Source organism: Bacillus cereus group sp. BfR-BA-01492 (genome assembly GCF_022662815.1).
Classification (GTDB): Bacteria; Bacillota; Bacilli; order Bacillales; family Bacillaceae_G; genus Bacillus_A; species Bacillus_A cereus_BD.
Genome location: NZ_JAKUEH010000013.1, coordinates 39,429 through 59,223 on the forward strand (window position 1 = coordinate 39,429; position 19,795 = coordinate 59,223).

The window sequence follows — 19,795 nt, forward strand, 5'->3', positions numbered from 1 at the left end:
TTTTGATTAATTATCATTAGATTCTGTTTCTGTATCTTCTTCATTGTTATTATGATTTGAACCTTGATTGTCTTCTGTTTCAGGATTAGATTGCTTTTTCTTATCTGACTCTTTCTTTGTATGTGCAGGTAATCCAAGATGTTCACGAAGCTCATTTGTTAAGCTTTTTAAATTCTTTTCATCTGGTTTATAGTAATACGTTCTACCACCACCAGCAGATTTGCTGCATGTGTCGTCACCTTTAGCCATGTAGCAGTCTGTTCCTTCAATTTGTAGTTTTTCAAGTGTAGAATCAGAACCGTATTTATAAAATGATAACATATCATCAAATGTTAAGTTCGTAACGAATTGTCCGTTAATATCATCAATAATATTTCCTACTTTTGTAACGGAACCAACGCTTGTTAGTTTCTTTAAAATGGCTTCAATCACAAGTTGTTGGCGCTGTCCGCGCATTGCGTCGCTATCGATATGACGCGTTCTAGCAAGTGCAAGTGCTTCCTCACTATTTAATTTTTGAACACCTTTTTTCAAGTGAATTGCATCTGGATTATCGTTACTATCTTGTTCTGTGAATTCAACAGGAACGTCCACTTTAATGCCACCTAAATCATCAACAATTTTCATAAAGGATTTGAAATTGAATTTGACAAAGTAATCGACAGGAACATGTAGTAATTTTTCTACGGCATCGATACTTGCTTGTGGTCCGCCATTTTTTCCGTTTTTCGTTGAACCGTATGCATGTGCATGTGTAATTTTATCTTTTTTCTTTTCTACTGGAATATATGTGTATGTGTCGCGCGGGATGCTCAATAGCTTGACCGTTTTACTATCTTTATTAAAAGTTGCTAGTAATAGGGCATCGGTACGGATTGCATTCCCGTATTCTTTTCCGCGGACATCGCTTTCATCAACACCCATTATTAATACAGATACATTATTTGTAATAGGTTTTACAGCTTTATCACGTAAATCTGATTTATTACCGCGCGCTAAATCGTGAGCGGCGTTTCGAACAGCAGAAGATGCTTTATTGACTAAAAACCAAGTATAACCTCCTCCTATTATTAAAAATAATAAAAGGGCGCTTATAATAATTTTTGTTTTTTTCTTTCCTTTTTTCTTTGTATTACTACGTGTATTTTCTTGTAAAGATGGGTTTTGATCCATTTCATGTACTCCTTTATTTGGATTGAAATACGAAACTCATATCAACTAATTATAATGAAATTTAATATAAAAGAACATTACAAATTATTTACATTTCGCAAAAATTCATTTTATTTTATGAAAAGTCAGATTTATACAGCATGTCATTATTGTGTTTTATGAATATATGACAAGTATAATAGGTTTTATGTGAAATGAAAATATGTAATGTGAGAAAAGCGTAGAAACGTCAGATTTGTTGAAATATGTGCAAGAAGAGGGTTTACATAATTAGGTAGGAAAGCGACTTTAGTAAAGATAAAAGAGACGCCTGATTCAAGCGTCTCTTTTATCTTTATAATGTTTGTCTTAATGAGAATTTTCCTTGTTCTCCTAACACGCCATCTGCAATATTGACAGCATGGTCACCGATACGTTCTAAATTACTTACCATATCGACAAAGATAATGCTCGCATCACCGGAGCAACTGCGCTCATTTAGGCGCATAACGTGGCGTTTACGCAATACACGTTCCATTTGATCAATTTTACGTTCTTTCGTAATGACTGTTTGAGCCAGTTCGGTGTCAAAGTTTGTTAAAGCATGAATCGCATCTTGTAAGGTAGAAACTGTTAACTCTAGCATTTCATTTAGTTCTGCCATGGCTTCAGTAGATAGTGTAATTCGATTGGAAATTTGAGAGTCTACAAGCTCGATTAAATTTTCAACGTGATCTCCAATGCGTTCGATATCTCCGACAACAGATGATAGCGCGGAATGTTTTTCAGAATCTATTGGCGAAAGAGGCTTTTCAGACAGCAATACTAAATAGTCGGTAATTTTTCGATCTAAATTATTAATCGCTCCTTCTACTTGAGCTGCCATATTCGCGTGCTTCTTCTCTTTCGTATTTAAAAAGCAGCTTGCTTCTTTTAGTCCATGTAATGCAAATTCTGCCATGCGAATCGTTTCTTTTTGTGCTTCTGTTAAAGCGATAGCAGGAGATTGCTCAATGAAAATAGGATTTAAGTGCTGCGGTTTAAAGTCGATAGCAGCATCATTTCCACGAATGATTTTTGTTACAATCCAAGCTAAGACAGCGATGAATGGGAACTGAATGATTGTATTTGTCACGTTAAAGGTTCCGTGTGCAAATGCAATTGTCATTTCAGGATTTAAGTTTAATGATGTTTGGAAATATTGAATTAAACTTGTAAAAGGTATTAATAAGATTGTAAAGATAATGGTTCCAACGATATTAAAGATAACATGTACGAGTGCCGCACGTCTCGCTGCGATAGAAGTACCAATTGCTGCTAAAACAGCGGTAATCGTCGTTCCGATATTATCACCAAATAATACAGGAAGGGCAGCTTTTAAATCAATTGCTCCTTGCCCGAATAATTCTTGCAAGATTCCAATCGTTGCACTTGAACTTTGTACAATTAAAGTAAATACAGTACCAACAATCACACCTAAAATAGGATTATTACTCATACTTACTGTTAGTTCTTGGAATGATTCTAAAGAACGGAGTGGCTTCATACCCGTACTCATTAATTCTAAACCGAAGAATAACATCCCAAATCCGAATACGACTTGTCCGAGAGATTGTACTTTTTTATTTTTAAAGAAGAATAGTAAGATTGCTCCGATTGCCATAATAGGAAGAGCATATTCTCCAATTTTAATTCCAATAATAAATGCTGTAACAGTTGTTCCGATATTTGCCCCCATAATGACGCCAATGGCTTGGCGTAACGTCATAAATCCAGCACTTACAAGTCCAACTGTTAAAGCGGTTGTACCAGAACTAGATTGAATGAGCACAGTAACTAACATACCAGCTAGTACACCCATCAGTGGATTTGTTGTGAAGCGATCGAGAATATCACGGAGACGATCTCCAGCTGCTTGTTGCAGTCCATCTCCCATGTATTTAATTCCGAATAAGAAAATACCTAATCCCCCAATAAATTGGAAGAGCATATCTTGAATATTAAATTCCACGAATTCCACTCCTTATATTTCATGTACGGTGTAATTATTAACTAAACATCGAGTGACTGTAAACGGATTATCGTTAAAATTTACACTAAATTTACAAAGGAATAAAAAGTTTACATTTATTTAAAGAATCTCCTGGATTTAGTTGGTTTTAATGGTAAATTTGTAAAAAATAATGATGAAGAAGCGTTATATATATTGTGAGGTCAATATACGAAAAATATGCAGATTATGAAGAGGATATGAATTAATAAGTAATATATAAATATATTGTTACACAATGGTATAATATGAAAAGATAAGAGGGTAATAAACTTTTTGTCATCCTATTAAAAACGAGTTAAATGGGGGAAAGTGTATGAAGCATGTAAGTCAGCTCTTCATGCTAGTATTTATGTTGTGTGGAGTGCTTTTGGCAGGTTGTGCAGACAAAGATCAGCCAGTTGATACAAAAGTAAAAAAGGAAGAGAATAAGACAACGGAAGAAAAGTTTGAGGAAGTTCCAGTACAAGCATCGATTACTGCTGATGATCCAATGGAAATTGATTTAAAGAAAAACATTGATCCAGGGACAGTGACGCCTGAATCTGTTTATGTTATGGACGAGGAGAATGCTAAAGTAGATACAAAATTGAAAATTGATGGGACGAAACTGGTTGTTGAATCGAAAGATAAAGAAAAGAAACAAGGGACATATACTGTATTTGTAACGAAAAAAGTAAAAGCAACAGATGGATCAAATATAGGAAAGTCGCTGAAAGTTGTCTTCAAATTAAAAGAAAAACAACAGGAAAGTGTAGCCGAGAAGCCTAAAGAACAATCTGAGCCAAAGAAACCTGAGCCAGTACAAGTAAAGGACTTCACATCTTATAGTGGAACATGGACAGACTCAGATGATTATTGTGGGAATGGAATTTTTGCAACTCTTCAATTTAGCGAGAAAAATGTAGCGAGAATTCAATTAGGTGCACAAATGCATGGGCAAAAATCGAGAGATTGTGAAAATGCAAAGCCTGATGGATCTCAAGATGAGACAATGATAACGTTTGATAATAACGGGATTGGGACATTTTCATTTAAAAATATTAGAAGTAATGTACTGCAAAAGGGCACAATTCAATTGGCTGGAGATAAAGTAATATTAACAACGAAGGTTGTTGCTGCAGGTGCGTATGGAATAGAGACCTATTTCGGTGATAACGTAACAACAAAATTAAAATATCGTCGTAATGAATAAGAAAAGCTGCTGGAATCGTCATCCAGCAGCTTTTTCGTGTCTTTTCCCTAATCGTTTTTCTTTTCTTACATTTGTTATGTAAATAAAAAGGAATACGATAAGCAAGACGGATGAGTAACGATATACAGTTGCATAATCTGTAAAATGGGCAATAAATCCGAACAGAATTGCCCCAGCGCCGATGCCAAGGTCAAAGGCAGAGAAGAATGTTGCAGTAGCGACACCTCGTCTGTGCGGAGAAACCCGGTCAATCATCCATGCCTGCAAGGCCGGTTGAATGGCCCCAAATCCACTACCATAACAACTAGCAGCAATCATTAAACTTGGTATCGTTGTTGTATATGATAGAAGAATAATTCCTGCAAGAGTTAGGAGAACACCAGGAATTATTACAAATATATGCCCTTTCGCATCATATAACTTTCCAGAAAATGGACGAGTTACAGCGATTGCGAGTGCGTTAAATAAGAAGAAAAGGCTAATATCAGTAATTCCGACTTGTGCAGCAAATAATGTAATAAAGCTACCAATTCCTCCATACATAAGGGTAATACATAAAATTAACAATGAAGGAAGTAAAGCTTTTTTCTCAATAAAACCATCTAAAAATGTCTCAGGTTTTTGGAGAGATGGCTTTGCCATTGCTTTCATTTTTAATAGTTTTGTTAAAATTAAAGAAACGACAGTGCAAGATAGTGCACATAAAAAAAGAATAGTAAAGTTATAGTTTTGCATAACCCATAATCCAATGAGAGGACCAAGTGCCATTGCCATCGTTCCAGATAGACCAAAATATCCCATTCCTTCACCGCGGCGAGCAGGTGGAATTAAGTCAGAGACAATCGTCCCATATGTAGTGGTTGTCATACCGAAACCAGTGCCGTGTAAAATACGGACAGCTAGCAGAAGAAATACTGTTGAAGCAAACAAATAACTACCCATAGCTAGCAAACAAATGGCAGTTCCAGTCATTAAAATAATTTTTTTATCAAACTTCTGCAATGCATTTCCCGTTAAGGGGCGAATAAAAAGTGCTGCAACAGTAAATATGCCGACAACAAAACCAATATTAGAACTTGAGCCACCAATTTCTTTTACGTAAACAGGAAGCGTTGGAATTAACATTTGAAAACCTAAGAACATACATAAATTAGCGAAAATTAGCGCGATAAATTCTTTTGTCCATAAGGGTTCTCGCTCTATAAGTACAGCTTCTCCCATACATTCATCTCCTATATTATAATTTTTCTCTGTTCCTTCGAGTATATGTATTGGCCAATGTAACAGTCAAGAAAGTTGAACTGAAGTGGGGGGGAATCATTTTTTAGATGAAAAAGATTTACAAATTTGTGTAAAGGCTACACAATTCTTAAAAAAAGAGTTAAAGTATAGATGTATAGTCTGCCAGTTGTTATGATTGATAGAAGTTTTTCGAAAAGAAAGCGGATTCAAAAGTGTAGGAAATGGTTAGGGGATATAGGTTATTCATCTACATTTATTTGTAAAGGTTTACAATTATGATGAAGAAAGAGGCGTATACTTTATGAGACAATTAGGTATTTCTATTTATCCAGAACATTCTACAGTAGAGAAAGATAAGGAATATTTAACATTAGCACATCAGTATGGATTTACACGAGTGTTTACATGTTTATTATCCGTTGATGGAGACAAAGAAACAATTATTAAAGAATTCAAGGAAACGATTTCTCATGCAAATGAATTAGGTTTTCAAGTGCTCGTTGATATAAGTCCAGCCGTGTTTGAGCAGCTTGGTATTTCTTATAATGATTTGTCATTTTTCCATAAATTAGGTGCGTATGGTATTCGTCTAGATGTTGGTTTTTCAGGATTAGAAGAATCTATTATGACATATAATCCATATGGGCTAAAAATCGAGATTAATATGAGCAATGGTACAAAATATGTTGATAATATTATGAGTCATCGTCCGAACAAAGAAAATTTAATTGGTTGTCATAATTTCTATCCACATCGCTATTCGGGTCTTTCTTATGAGCACTTTATGAAATGCACGAAACAATTTAAAGAGTATGGAATGAGAACGGCAGCGTTTGTTACATCTTTTGATGCAACATATGGTCCGTGGCCGGTAACGGAAGGGGTATGTACAATCGAACAACATCGTGAATTACCAATTACAACACAAGCGAAGCATTTATTTGCAACAGGGGTCATTGATGATGTCATTATTGCAAATGCATACGCATCAGAAGCTGAGCTAAAAGTACTTGGGGCAATCAATAAAGAAAAGCAAATATTTGATGTGGAAATTTATGATACAACAACAGAGTTAGAGAGAAAGATTATATTGGAAGAACCGCATTTCTATCGTGGGGACGTATCAGAATATATGATTCGCTCAACACAAAGTCGCGTGAAATATAAAAAAGAAGAATTTAAACCGCATCATACAAGAGCGATTAAACGAGGGGATATTTTAATCGATAATGAAGAGTACGGTCAGTATAAAGGTGAATTACAAATTGCCTTAAAAGATATGGAGAATACAGGAAAGACAAACGTAGTGGGTCATATCGTGGAAGAAGAAATCTTCTTACTGGATTACTTACAAGCATGGGATAAATTTGGATTTACATGGAAGAAATGATCATGCAAAAAAACGGTAGAGAACATCTTCTCTACCGTTTTTTTATTCATAACGTAAACACTCGATTGGATCAAGTTTTGCCGCTTTATTAGCTGGTAGTAAACCAAATAGAATCCCAATGAGCATAGAAAGTGCGACAGAAATAATTCCTAATTTTACGGAAACGACAAGTGGCCATCCAGCAAACATAGCAACAATCCAAGCGAAGAAAATACCGAGTAGAAATCCAATGAATCCGCCTAATGCTGTTAGAATGCAAGATTCAATAAGGAATTGCAGTAATATTTTTCCACGCGTCGCCCCAATTGCTTTTCGGATTCCAATTTCACGCGTTCGCTCTGTTACAGATACGAGCATAATATTCATAACACCAATGCCGCCAACAAGTAATGAAATGGCTGCAATACCACCGAATACACTTTTTAATATACCTGTAAAGTTATCAATTTCTTTTAAAGCTTCTTGTGGATCTTGTACTTTAAATTTCCCTGTATACTCAGGTTTTTTGGCATCATTTAATGATTTTACAACCGCATCTTGCACAGTTTTTTTATCTTGAGATGGATCAATTTTTACTGTAATGCCATCATAATTATTTTTTCCAAATAGGACAGGCCAATTTTCAACAGAAATGATACCTTCTTTGAATTTTATGCCGCCCATCATGGATTCTTTAGAATATACACCAACTACTTTGTAAGGTGTACCTTTTATGTCTATATATAAGTTTGGTTTCCATGAGGAAAATAATTTATGAAATGCTTCTTTATTTAACACAATTGAATGTTCTGGTCGATCTAAATCAGCAGCTGTTAAAAACCTTCCGTGCTCGAGATGGAATTTGGAGGAATCTTCAAAATAGTCACCTTTTGCCCCGATGATATCAAGATTTAATTCTTCTTTTCCTGCATATACTTTTTCTTTTCCACTTACATCAGGGTATACATCTTGAACTCCGCTGATTTTTAATACATTGTCATACATGCTTGCTGATATTTTTCCATCCATATCCGAGTAATCTTCCGTTATATAGTTTACGGAGAATTGGTCTTTCTTTTCTTTTCCAATTTGCTCACGGAACTTTTCATTTGTTCCGTCCCCGATTGAGATGATTGTAATGATGGCACTAACCCCAATAATAATCCCAAGCATCGTTAAAATGGATCGCATTTTATGAGCGAAGATAGAGGAAAGGGCCATACGTATATTTTCATTTGTGTTCAACGTTAACCTCTCCAATCTTGAACGATATTTCCGTCACGAATTACAATTTGGCGCGCAGCTGCTTCTCCAATCTCTCTATCATGAGTAATCATAATGATGGTTGAACCTTGTTTGTTTAATTCGTAAAAGAGATCCATAATTTGTTTGCTCGTTTTTGTATCAAGCGCACCGGTTGGTTCATCGGCTAGAATGAACTTCGGATTATTTACAATAGCACGGGCAACGGCTACACGTTGTTTTTGCCCACCGGATAATTCATTTGGTAAATGTGTGGCACGTTCTGCTAAACCAACTTTTGTGAGAGCTGCCAATGCACGTTCTCGGCGTTCTTTTTTATCTACTCCCGCGTAAATGAGAGGCAGTTCTACATTTTGTAGAGCACTGAGACGTGGGAGTAACATGAAGTTTTGAAATACAAATCCAATCTCTTTATTGCGAACGTGGGCAAGCTCTGTTTCAGACATATTTGAGATGTTGTGACCGGCTAATAAATACGTACCTGTTGTTGGTTTATCTAAGCAGCCGATTACATTCATTAACGTTGACTTACCAGAACCGGACGGTCCCATAATAGAAGTAAACTCACCTTGGTTAAGCGTGATATCAATACCGTGCAAAACTTGAACGGATTCGGCGCCGTTTTGAAAAGATTTCGTGATGTCTTTTAATTCAATCATTGGGCATTGACCTCCATGCCATCTTTTAAGTCTTTATCAGGTTTAGAAACGATTTGTTCTCCTTTTTTCACACCGGAAACTTTTGCTTCACTATCTGTTTCGAATTCAACAGTGATTGGTTGTTCTTTTACCTTTCCATCTTTCATAACAAAGACAACGTTTTTGTCCCCTTTCTTCACAATGCTACTTTTTGGGATAACAGTGCCAGTTGCTGCACCGGATGTATTTGTTACATATACATGGAATCCATTTTGCAAGTCTTCGCTATTATTTAATGTAACAATAAATTGGTAATTAGAAACAGTTTTGTTTTCATCCATGCTTTTGATCGGTGTTGAAGTGATTTCTGTTACTTTTCCAGTCCATTTTTTTCCTGGTACTGTTTTGGAAGTAATAGTTACTTCTTGCCCGACCTTTACATGAGCTAATTCGAACTCTGACAGTTGTCCTTTTACTTTTAATGGACCAGTGTGACGAATTGTAATCCCATTTAGACCTATTTTTTCATCCGTATTTTTCGTAATTTCATCAATGAAACCATCTACAGGGCTTGTTACCGAAAGGGTAGTTAATTTTTCTTTGTTTGCTTTTATCATTTGCTCCGCTTTTTCCACTTCAAATTTTTTCATTTCCAGTTGTGACTCAAGCTGCTGTACTTCTGTTTCTGCCGCTTTTTGCATTTCTTGAGGTGCTCCAGCGTTTTTGTTTTTTTGTAATGTTTGTTTTGCTGTATCAATTTGTTTCTTTAATAATGTTACTTCTTTTTCAGCTAATTTCTTTTGCATTTCTGCCTCTGTAACACCTAATTTCATCGTAGGGTCATTGTACTTGAAAAGAAGTTGCCCTTTTTTCACTTCATCGCCTTTTTGGACAGCTAGTTCATAAGTTCCTTTTGATGGATCGAATGCAATTGTCTCCATCCCATTTGGAATGACTTCACCGCCGAATTTTTGTGTGTTTTCAATTTGCTTTTCAGTTACTTTGTAACCACTATAGGCGATTGCTACATCAGAAGAGCCTCCAGTAAAAGCAAAATAGGAACCTGCTGCAATTCCAATTGCTACTACACTCGTAATGAATACCTTATTTTTCTTTTTCATTTATTTATCACCTTTTTGTTCGTTTTTATATCTATCTTCAGTATAGAAGGGAGGGAAAAAATGACAAATCGTTTTAGCTTACAATAACATTACAATTTTGTAAGGTTTATGGATGGCTGTGAATTGGGCTGAGAAATAAGACTAAAGAAGGGGGAAAGACAAATTGATTGACGGCGTTTTTCTTTCTTACAATAATATTAGGTGGAAGAGAATATCATAAGTAGCGGTCGGTGTCTTTTTTGCTTTCATAAATTAGAGTGTATATGTCTAGAGTAGAATCTATATATATGAATGAAAGGGAGGGTAGAGATGTGGAAACTTATTTTCGAGGAGCGCCACTCGCTCCGTTTGTTCCTTATTCAAAACAACATGTAGTTGTCCTTGTTTTGATCTGTGTGGGGATCTATTTTCTCTATCAATATCAAGATTTACTTCGTCAAAAGAAATGGAATAGGATTGTTCGATATACGATTGCTTTTTTATTGATTGGGAGTGAAATTGGATTAGATATATGGCAAGTAAAGGCGGGGATCTTTAATTTGCGCACGTCTTTACCTTTTGAGTTATGTACGATAAGTTTACTACTAGCAACGGTTATGGTCATTACAAAAAGTTATAAGTTATATGAAATTCTCTTTTTCACAGGGATTATCGGAGCATCACAAGCCATTTTAACTCCAAATTTGCAGTATGCTTTTCCGCATTTTCGCTTTATTGAATATTTTCTGGCGCACGTTTTACTCATATGGGCACCGCTCTTTATGACCTGGGTGGAAGGGTATAGACCAACATTTCGCTCTATTAAACGCACAATGGTCTTTTTAAATGCATTCATTCCAATCGTTTCATTTGTGAATTATAAAACAGGTGGAAATTATATGTTTTTAGCACATAAACCAGAAACAGCTTCCTTACTTGATATGTTAGGACCGCATCCATATTATATTCTTTCATTAGAAGTTGTAGCGTTTATTGGGTGTTTCATTTTGTATATGCCATTTGTGAAACAAGACGATAGAATACGAAAAGAATCACTAGGTTCATAATCTAGTGATTTTTTTCATAGCGGCAAGGTGAAGAAATGGGTCTAATTTACTCATTTCTTGTATGTTTGTACTTATGTTGCACGAGGTAAAAATAAAAACCTGTCACCAAATGATCAATTTTTATGACCGTTTGGTACAGGCTTTTATTTCGTGGAAACTTCACCTTCCATTTGCGTTTGCGGAATGAAATAACCAACAATTCCACCAAGGATTGCTGGGACGATCCAACCAACTCCTAATTTATAAAAAGGAATTGTGCTGACAATCGATGTAATAGCCTCTGGAATCATTCCAATATTATCAAGGGCGTTCATACAGCTAATGAGAAACGCTGCAACCATTGCTCCGATATAAACAGATGGTTTTCGTTTTGTATATTTATCAATAAATGATACGAAAATTAAAATGATTGTAATTGGATATAAAATAATTAATACAGGTAATGTAATTTTAATAAGCAAACTTAAGCCTAAATTTGAAACAACAAAGCTAAAGATGCAAACAGATAGAACGAGTTTTTTGTAAGAAACGTTCGTTAATACGTTTGTAAAATAGTTAGCAAATGCACTTACGACACCGATTGCTGTTGTTAAACAAGCGAATATAATAGCGATGCTTAGTAAAATATTACCGCTTGTCCCAAATAAGTGATACATCACAGTAGCTAACAATTGACCGCCATTTTCAAACTGGCCAAGGTTCCCGTGTGATGCCCCGATATAGCCAAGTAAGAAATAAACAATTGTTAAAAAGAATGCTGCAATGCTTCCGCAAATAATGGTGTACTTCGCAATCGATGTTTTTTCGTTAACGCCATTTTGGCGAATGGCATTTACAACAATTGTTGATAAAACAAGAGCTCCGATTGCATCGAGTGTTAAAAATCCTTCCAGAAATCCTTTGAAAAATGGCATTTCCTTATAGTCACCGATAGGTGCTACGAAAGAGCCGGGTGTAAGAATAGCTTTTATTGCCATAACCGCAATGATTCCAAGTAAAACAGGCGTTAATATTTTTCCAATATGATCAACTAGCTTGGATGGATTTAAGGATAAAAAGTAGACGATCGTAAAGAAAATAAAACTAAAAACAAGCATAGAATACCAATGATCTTGAAAAATGGGTGCGATCCCAATTTCATAAGAAACAGAACTTGTTCTTGGAATTACAAATAGCGGGCCGATTGAAAGATAAATAATAATAGCTAATATTGCTGCGAATTTTGGATGAACACGGCTTGCTAAATTTTTAAAACTGCCGCCTGCAAGAGCAACAGCGACAATTGCTAATAATGATAAACCTACATCTGTAATGATAAATCCTGAAATAGACACCCACATATTTTTTCCAGAAGAAAGTCCGAGCAGGGGTGGGAAAATCATATTGCCAGCGCCAAAGAAAACTGCAAATAGCAATAAGCTAATGGAGAGAATTTGCGATGGCTTTAACGTATTACGCATATATAGAAAATCCTCCTAAGGTTTTTGTCGAAAATTCAAATAATTTGTCGAGTAACTGTTATTATTTTAAAGGTCTGATGACTAGAAAGCAATAGGAAATTTTTAAAAAATAAAAATTAATACGTTAAATTGAATAATTATACTGTTTCTGAGGAGGTTGTTTCTTTTCATAAAAAATACACATACCAGTAGAGTATGTGTATGGAATACGTTAAAAATAAATTTTCCGATCACGCTCTTCTTTTAGAATTTCTACAGCTTCACGGAAGCGTTGTGAATGGACAATTTCGCGTTCTCGTAAAAAGCGTAAGCTATCATTTATATCCGGGTCATCTGATAAGTTAATGAGCCATTGATATGTCGCTCTTGCTTTTTCTTCGGCTGCAATGTCTTCATATAAATCTGCGATTGGATCCCCTTTAGCCTGAATATAAGTTGCGGTAAAAGGCACACCAGCTGCATTATGATAATGTAAAGCGCTATCATGATCTGCATAATGTGGATCAAGGCCAGCAGCTTTCATTTGCTCAGGCGATGCGTCTTTTGTTAGTTTATAAACCATTGTAGCAATCATTTCAAGATGAGCAAATTCCTCTGTACCGATATCTGTCAGTAACCCAATTACTTTATCTGGAATCGTATAGCGCTGATTCAAATAGCGAAGCGCAGCAGCTAGTTCACCATCAGCACCACCATATTGCTCAATTAATAATTTGGCAAGTGCAGGATTACAAGTACTTACTTTTACAGGATATTGTAATTTTTTCTCATAAATCCACATAGTCTCTCTCCTTTATATTTGCCATGGCCAAGGGCCTTTGCTCCATTCCCACGGAGCATTTGAGTAACTATTTCCAAATTGCTGAAGAGGGCCATATTTCTTTTCTATTTTTTGTTGTTGCAAGCGTCTTTTGTAAGACAAATCATTAAATTGTTCAATCGCTGCAACATCATCTGGATGTGTATCTAAATACAATGTCAGTTCAACGAGAGCAAAATCCAGTGCTTGCAGTTCTTCAAGCCACTCATAATATTCTTTTGGTAATGATTCAGCCACGATTATGCTCACCGTCCTTTTTCATATGGATTTTTGTAATAATCATAAAAAACAGGCCATAAAGTCCCTTTTTTTAAAGCTTCTTGCGGAGCAAACTGTGGTAAATTGGGTGGCTGAAATCCTAAATATAGATTAGGAGGAGTGGAGTAATATTTCTTTCCAATAGGAGGGCAAGGATCTTGAGGACTATGATAGGGAACATAAGATTTCATATATTTGTTCATGATAGAACCTCCTTCTATAAAACTAAAAAACTCATCATTACATAATGTATTCAGACATAATCCCCTTTTATGACACATATAGAAAAAAGGAAGGAGTACAGGAGGGAGAGAGTTGTGGAGCAAATTATAAATGTTGTTTTATTAGAAGTAAGAAATTTAAAAGATACATTATATTTTTATGAAGGAATTTTAGGTCTAAAGCCTAATTCAGAGAGGCCACAATTAGATGTTACGGGTGTATGGTATGATGTCGGTCCAACGAGAATTTGTATTATGACGAGTAAAAATCGAACGCATAGAACAAATGAAGAGCAGATTACGCCTAAAGAGATACGGATTGCCATTTCTGATATAGAAAAGGTGAAGAAAAAGCTAGCTTTTTATCAAATATCGTTTTCTGAAAAACATAATCCGAATGGAACGGTTATTATCGTTCATGATCCTGATCAACATGAACTATACATTGAATCAAAAATAAGTTAGCTTTCATGTGAATATTTTTGGGCTAATGGTGTGTGAAATATAGTGTGGGAGGGGAATGAAATATGGATCGAACTTATGAAGAAAGCGCATTATTTGAACATAAATTTTGGTTAAGAGTGCTTGGAGATCATGCTCAATTTCTTTTAGATGCGCTAGCTCCAAAAGAAAAAGGTGACATTGATAAGGCGAAGTATTTTGTTTCGAAGTTTGAAAAGTATTTGAGTGAAATTCATACTGTAAATTTAGTTGCATTTGCAAAAGAGGCGAAGCAAGCAGCTGAGGAAATGAGAACATTTAAGTTAAGTATTGTGCAGAAGCAGTTGGAAGGAAAAATCACAATTCATTTTACTCCTACTTTTATTAATCATATGGTAAATGAAGTCGAAGAATATATAACGGTATTAGAATATTTAATAAAAGGTGAGGTGCCGCCTATTTTTCATGAATTGCATTATCACCTTGTTTGGTTAACAGATGCGGCTGGTCATGCGGGATCGATTGCAGGGGAACTTGATTTGGTGGAGAAACGTTTGAAAGAAAAGAGCGAGGAATATGCGATGCATTTTGAACAATTTTATTTAAAAGCTGTTGAAATGACGGGGTATTTACGTACAGAACTTCATCATTTTCCAGCCTTGAAAAAATTTACGAAAGATGTTTCGTTAGAGCTCAATCTTTTCTCGCATTTTCTTCATGAACTAGAAGAATTAGAGTTATCCGAGCAAATACTCAGCTCACTATCCGCAAGAATGGCAGATCATATGGCAAGGGAAGAATGTTATTATTTATTGAAATTAGCCCAATCATCTGGTTTAGAGATGCCAAAATGTAACCCGCTTTAAGAATGCTTAGAAAAGCCACTTCATCGCGTGGCTTTTTATTTATGTTTTTATCATTTAAGGGAATGCTAAGCAGGCATAAAAGGAAAGGATGTATCAAATATTTGAAGGGATTTTTATAATATTTTCTATATAAAGGGGAGAAACTCTTGTTTTTTATTTTTTAGACCTTTGTCATATTTGATAAAGGTTTTTTTATACAAAAAGGAGGTCGTATCGATGAAAAAAATGATGAACAGATTTCGATTTATCTTTCATTTTCGCCGTTTTGGTCCATTTCTATATGAATTTTTCACTTCAAAAGACGTTGCTCTTTCCAAGAAAGTATTAACCGTCGCTCTTCTAGTTGGATACGTAGTCTTTCCGTTTGATATTATCCCGGATTTTCTACTTGTATTTGGTGTATTAGATGACATTGCTGTTGTGGCTTTTATTTTACAGTTTATTGTAAAAATAGCACCGCCACATTTACAAGATAAATACAATATGAAGAAAGGGTAGAAGGTGGTTTGGATTGTTTGTTACTCAAACCTACATATGATGAACGTTTTCTTATGTTTTGAAAATAGATGAATCATACAGGCAAATGGATGAAGAGGGCATACATATATAGGGAATATAGTAAGAGAGAGGAGATAGAGAAACTATGGCTTGTGATTGCTCTGTAACTGCTTTAACTTGTTGTCCAGATGAAAGTAGCAATTTTGTGCAAGATAAAGTCTGTAATCCTTGGTCTAGTGCGGAAGCTAGTACGTTTACAGTCTATGGGAATAATATTAACCAAAATATCGTAGGGACTGGTTATCTAACATATGACGTTGGACCTGGAGTTAGTCCTGCGAATGCGATTACGGTGAATGTATTGGATTCAGGTGGAGGAATTATTCAAACGTTTACAGTGACAGAAGGAATGAGCGTTGCTTTTACGTTCCGTCGCTTTGATGTGATTCAAATTGTAACGCCAGCAACGCCAGTGGGTACGTATCAAGGAGAGTTTTGTATTACAACGCGCTATGTCATGTCATAGAGGGGGATTTAAAATGAAAAATTATAGTGCAAATCTTTCGTGTTGTGCAAATTCGCAAAAAAATATTGTACAAGATAAAGTGTGTATAAATTGGACGGCAACAGCGGCACCTGCGATTATTTATGCTGATAATATTGCGCAAGACATTTATGCATCAGGTTACTTGAAAGTAGATACAGGAACAGGTCCTGTTACGCTCGTTTTCTATAGTGGTGGTATAGGCGGAACGGCTGTAGAAACGATTACAGTGGCTACTGGAAGCGGTGCATCCTTTACAGTGAGACGTTTTGATACTGTGACAATTTTAGGAACAGCAGCAGCGGAAACCGGCGAATTTTGTATGACAATCCGATATACTTTAATTTAGCGAAATATAGAAAAAATCGTGTGAACAAAGAAGATGTTCGCACGATTTTTTTGTAAAATATGGGATGCACTTACATGCAATCATTTTTGAATTTACAGTATGTAATTTGACAACAATAGCGGCCTTCTATATAGATAGAAGGATCATTTCGTATATCGATAATGGAAACAGATTGTAATCCTGAACCGGTATATGAAACCGTATTACCTGGCAAGGCGGTTAACGTATTTGTCGTTTCACCTACAATTTGTACAGTAATTGCATTTGTACTGTTTCGATTATTATATACAGAAATACTACCTGATAATGACGATAGTCCATCTCCTTTCCAAAGTTCGAAAGTGGAGTCTGATTGTTTGAATTGATTTGTTTCAGGAAGAAACGTGTCATTTGTAATTAGGAAATTCCCCGCAAATTCATTTGTAACGAATTCAGCGTTTGATATAGGAGGGGCGGGAGGACATGGGACTTCACATATAATAGATAAAGGGGCAAAACAGCCTATTTTTTTATGTTTTTGCATCGACATTCCCTCCTTATATGATTTGTTCTTACTACTATTAAATGTTGGACTATAGTTGTCTTATTAATAAAGATTCATCAATTCCTCGTCTTCTGTTTAAAAAAGAAGACGAGGATGTGTAACTACATATAGAAATGACACTCTATTTACAGTATTGTAATATCCTTCACAAACAGTTCGATTTAGATTAATATGCTTTCGTTACAATAATCCTTGTATTGTATAAAGCAAACGAGGAGGAGTTAAATTGAGTAGGAAATTTGCATGGAAGCTAAGAAGTTTAATCAGCGTATTCGCAGTATTTGTATTCGCACTTATATCATTTCTATGGAATCCTTCGGTTCAAGCAGAGGAGAAGAAGGAAGTGAAAAAAACAGAGGGGAAAAAGCTAGTATTTCCAGTTGTAAGTGATGTGCATATCAAAAATAGTGGTACAGATGATATATTTCGCTGGAAGCGAGCGATTGAGCAATTGAATACGCTTGCGCTGAAGCAAGATGCATTTGTTATTGTGGGAGACTTTACAGACACAGGTTCAGTGGAGCAATATAATCGTTTTATGCAAGTGTATAATCAATATGCCAATAAAGATGCAGTGAGAATGAATTCTTTAGGAAATCATGATTATTGGAACGGATTATCAGCAGAGAAAGCGCAAAAACGTTTCTTGGGAAAAACAGGTATGGAATCCATCTATTATCACAAGGTAGTAAAGGGATATCATTTCCTTGTTCTGTCTCCAGAAGATGGAACGACACATGGATCTTATTCTGATAAACAAATAAATTGGTTAAAAGAAGAAATGGTGAAAGCGAAAAATGATGATCCAGAAAAGCCAATCTTTGTGTTTTTACATCAACATATTAAAGATACAGTGTACGGAAGCCAAGATTGGGGTACGAAGGATAGCGCGAAAATAAATGATGTACTAAAAGAGTACCCACAAGCAATTACGTTTTCTGGTCATTCTCATTATCCTTTAGATGATCCAAGATCGATTCATCAAAAAGAATTTACTTCTGTTGGTACAGCCTCTATTAGTTATATGGAAGTAGAAGGTGGAAAAGTACAAGGGAATATTCCGCCAGGAGCTAGGGAACTGAGTCAAGGATTATTAGTAGAAGTAGACGATCAAGAAGTAACGATTCATCGCCGTGATTTTCATACAAATTCTTGGACAGGTGAGCCTTGGAAAATCCAATTACCAGCAAAAAAAGATACTTTTAAATATGTAGAAAATCGCGATCAGGACAAGCCATCTTTTGAACAAGATGAAAAATTAATGGTATCAAATATAACAGAGAATTCGGCGACTATTACATTCCCGCAAGCTACAGATCATTTGCTTGTTCATTCTTATCGCTTACAAGCAAGAGAGAAAGAAACGGGTGAAATAAAAAATAAGTTATTAGCATTCTCAGAATTCTACCGTGATCCAGTGCCGAAAGAATTAACATTTACATTAGCGGGATTAGACGGTGGGAAAACATATAATGTAGAGGTAGTCGCAATCGATTCATTTGGTAATGAAAGTGAACGCCCTTTGTCAGCGGAAATAACAACGAAAACAGAAGTTATCGATCCGAATGTACAAGTACCAAAAGCAGATGTATTTGACGTGAATTTCTTAGACGGTACGTTTCAAGATCAGTCATCATTTGGTGTGAAGGGAGATGTAAAAGGGAATGTACCAATTGTGTATGACGCTGCACTTAAGAAACATGTGATGAAATTAAGCGGAGAAGCGAATACGTTCGGTTATATTCCGTTTTCAGCAGCATAAAAGGAACAAGTAACAAAGGCATTTACTTTAGAAGCGGTATTTTCTATGAATGAAATTCGCGGCCAAGGTATTTTGCAAAATACAGAAAGCGGCGGAATTGGTTTTGAATCTACAAAAAATGGGTATGTGGAATTGTGGGCTCATATTGGCGGTAATTACAAACGTGTTGGCGTTCAATTAGAAGCAAATCAAACCTATCATATAGCCGGAACGTATAACGGTAATGAGGTAGCGATTTATGTTGATGGTAAAAAAGTAAATAGTAAACCAGCAACTGGAAATGTGTCTCATCCGAATGTACCATTTGCGATTGGAGCAGATCCAAGTAGTAACGGTAATGGTGGAATTCCATTACATGGACAAGTTGCTCTTGCAAAATTATATAGTAAAGCATTAAATGCTTCAGAAGTAGCAGCAGCTTATCGTGAATTTGCAAATCGTACGAAAATTGAGCAATTAAATAATTTATACGAAGAGATTGGAAAAGGAAAAGAAACATTGGCAGGTTCCTATGAATTTGGTGATAAAGAAGGGCAATATTCTAAGGCTGCTTTTATTGAATTAGAGAACCGTTATAATGAAGCCAAGAACGTTTTCGAGCATATGGCGGTTATAGAAGAAAAAGTAACGCAAGCCCATCAAAGCTTAAAGACGGCCCATCAAAAGTTTATACAATCAAAAATAACGGAACAAATACCAGAAACAGCAAAGGATAAGTTAAAAGTAACGATCGACTTGGCAAAAGCTCTTTTAGAAGAAGGACAAGGACAGCAAACGCAAGGGCCCATTAAAGCGTTAGAGAAAAAAATTACTGTGGCAGAAGCTGTATGGAAAGATCAATATGTAAAAGAGAACCGAGTAAATAATATGCAACGCACATTGAAACATGCGATGAATCTTGTGAAAAAACAAGCGCATAAGTAAAACGGAGAAGAAGCCTCGTGATGATGGGCTTC

19 protein-coding genes and 1 pseudogene are annotated in these 19,795 nt (G+C 35.7%); 9 read left to right on the top strand and 11 right to left on the bottom strand.

Annotation, left to right across the window (positions count from 1 at the left end; translation table 11 throughout):
* Positions 1-6: 6 nt before the first annotated feature.
* Both MR063_RS15925 and MR063_RS15930 read right to left on the bottom strand, forming a co-directional pair.
* Entirely contained in the window at positions 7-1,173 is a 1,167-nt protein-coding gene (locus MR063_RS15925; protein WP_087097798.1) for an LCP family protein, read from the bottom strand.
* 334 nt (positions 1,174-1,507) lie between these two features.
* Complete coding sequence (locus MR063_RS15930; RefSeq protein ID WP_087097799.1) at positions 1,508-3,163, bottom strand: Na/Pi cotransporter family protein; 1,656 nt, start codon at positions 3,161-3,163, stop codon at positions 1,508-1,510.
* Between the two features lie 355 nt (positions 3,164-3,518).
* Between MR063_RS15930 and MR063_RS15935 the strand changes: the two genes are divergently transcribed.
* Positions 3,519-4,397: an Ig-like domain-containing domain gene (locus MR063_RS15935; protein ID WP_242199330.1), complete on the top strand. Its 879-nt coding sequence runs from the start codon at positions 3,519-3,521 to the stop codon at positions 4,395-4,397.
* Positions 4,398-4,415: 18 nt separating this feature from the next.
* On the opposite strand, the gene MR063_RS15940 is transcribed toward MR063_RS15935, so the two are convergent.
* On the bottom strand, positions 4,416-5,618 hold the full coding sequence (locus MR063_RS15940) for an MFS transporter (RefSeq protein ID WP_210370664.1): 1,203 nt from the start codon (positions 5,616-5,618) through the stop codon (positions 4,416-4,418).
* A gap of 322 nt (positions 5,619-5,940) precedes the next feature.
* On the opposite strand from MR063_RS15940, the gene MR063_RS15945 reads away from it, so the two are divergent.
* Entirely contained in the window at positions 5,941-7,029 is a 1,089-nt protein-coding gene (locus MR063_RS15945; protein ID WP_242199332.1) for a DUF871 domain-containing protein, read from the top strand.
* A 42-nt stretch (positions 7,030-7,071) separates the two neighbouring features.
* Here MR063_RS15945 and MR063_RS15950 read toward each other — a convergent pair whose 3' ends face one another.
* The 3 genes from MR063_RS15950 to MR063_RS15960 are packed head-to-tail and all read right to left on the bottom strand — an operon-like array spanning position 7,072 to position 10,030.
* Entirely contained in the window at positions 7,072-8,229 is a 1,158-nt protein-coding gene (locus MR063_RS15950) for an ABC transporter permease (protein WP_428040273.1), read from the bottom strand.
* A 26-nt stretch (positions 8,230-8,255) separates the two neighbouring features.
* Positions 8,256-8,930, bottom strand: coding sequence for an ABC transporter ATP-binding protein (locus tag MR063_RS15955; protein ID WP_210370667.1), 675 nt, complete (start codon positions 8,928-8,930; stop codon positions 8,256-8,258).
* Positions 8,927-10,030 (bottom strand): efflux RND transporter periplasmic adaptor subunit, encoded by a 1,104-nt coding sequence (locus MR063_RS15960; protein WP_210370668.1) that lies wholly within the window; start codon positions 10,028-10,030, stop codon positions 8,927-8,929. The genes MR063_RS15955 and MR063_RS15960 overlap by 4 nt, the downstream gene beginning before the upstream one ends.
* A gap of 311 nt (positions 10,031-10,341) precedes the next feature.
* On the opposite strand from MR063_RS15960, the gene MR063_RS15965 reads away from it, so the two are divergent.
* On the top strand, positions 10,342-11,076 hold the full coding sequence (locus tag MR063_RS15965; protein ID WP_242199341.1) for a YwaF family protein: 735 nt from the start codon (positions 10,342-10,344) through the stop codon (positions 11,074-11,076).
* A gap of 143 nt (positions 11,077-11,219) precedes the next feature.
* Here the strand turns inward: MR063_RS15965 and brnQ2 are convergent, their stop codons facing one another.
* The 4 genes from brnQ2 to MR063_RS15985 all read right to left on the bottom strand — a co-directional run bounded on the left by brnQ2 (position 11,220) and on the right by MR063_RS15985 (position 13,817).
* Positions 11,220-12,536: a branched-chain amino acid transport system II carrier protein BrnQ2 gene (gene brnQ2, locus MR063_RS15970; protein WP_242199346.1), complete on the bottom strand. Its 1,317-nt coding sequence runs from the start codon at positions 12,534-12,536 to the stop codon at positions 11,220-11,222.
* 211 nt (positions 12,537-12,747) lie between these two features.
* On the bottom strand, positions 12,748-13,317 hold the full coding sequence (gene cotJC, locus MR063_RS15975; protein WP_011983759.1) for a spore coat protein CotJC: 570 nt from the start codon (positions 13,315-13,317) through the stop codon (positions 12,748-12,750).
* A 12-nt stretch (positions 13,318-13,329) separates the two neighbouring features.
* Positions 13,330-13,593, bottom strand: coding sequence for a spore coat protein CotJB (locus MR063_RS15980; protein WP_140388392.1), 264 nt, complete (start codon positions 13,591-13,593; stop codon positions 13,330-13,332).
* Positions 13,594-13,601: 8 nt separating this feature from the next.
* Positions 13,602-13,817, bottom strand: a complete 216-nt coding sequence (locus tag MR063_RS15985; protein WP_210370670.1) for a spore coat associated protein CotJA — start codon at positions 13,815-13,817, stop codon at positions 13,602-13,604.
* A 114-nt stretch (positions 13,818-13,931) separates the two neighbouring features.
* Here MR063_RS15985 and MR063_RS15990 point away from each other — a divergent pair, with 114 nt between their 5' ends.
* From MR063_RS15990 to MR063_RS16010, 5 genes are all read left to right on the top strand, one after another.
* Positions 13,932-14,300: a VOC family protein gene (locus MR063_RS15990; RefSeq protein ID WP_242199350.1), complete on the top strand. Its 369-nt coding sequence runs from the start codon at positions 13,932-13,934 to the stop codon at positions 14,298-14,300.
* Between the two features lie 62 nt (positions 14,301-14,362).
* Positions 14,363-15,142, top strand: a complete 780-nt coding sequence (locus MR063_RS15995) for a DUF2935 domain-containing protein (RefSeq protein ID WP_210370671.1) — start codon at positions 14,363-14,365, stop codon at positions 15,140-15,142.
* 216 nt (positions 15,143-15,358) lie between these two features.
* Positions 15,359-15,640, top strand: a complete 282-nt coding sequence (locus MR063_RS16000) for a YkvA family protein (protein WP_087097829.1) — start codon at positions 15,359-15,361, stop codon at positions 15,638-15,640.
* Positions 15,641-15,785: 145 nt separating this feature from the next.
* On the top strand, positions 15,786-16,166 hold the full coding sequence (locus MR063_RS16005; protein ID WP_087097831.1) for a DUF3992 domain-containing protein: 381 nt from the start codon (positions 15,786-15,788) through the stop codon (positions 16,164-16,166).
* Positions 16,167-16,179: 13 nt separating this feature from the next.
* The gene (locus tag MR063_RS16010) at positions 16,180-16,533 is read left to right on the top strand and encodes a DUF3992 domain-containing protein (protein ID WP_087097833.1); all 354 of its coding nucleotides are present in this window, start codon (positions 16,180-16,182) and stop codon (positions 16,531-16,533) included.
* A gap of 70 nt (positions 16,534-16,603) precedes the next feature.
* On the opposite strand, the gene MR063_RS16015 is transcribed toward MR063_RS16010, so the two are convergent.
* Positions 16,604-17,056: an S-Ena type endospore appendage gene (locus MR063_RS16015; RefSeq protein ID WP_242199353.1), complete on the bottom strand. Its 453-nt coding sequence runs from the start codon at positions 17,054-17,056 to the stop codon at positions 16,604-16,606.
* Positions 17,057-17,303: 247 nt separating this feature from the next.
* Between MR063_RS16015 and MR063_RS16020 the strand changes: the two are divergent.
* Positions 17,304-19,763, top strand: a pseudogene (locus MR063_RS16020) (LamG-like jellyroll fold domain-containing protein).
* Positions 19,764-19,795 lie beyond the last annotated feature (32 nt).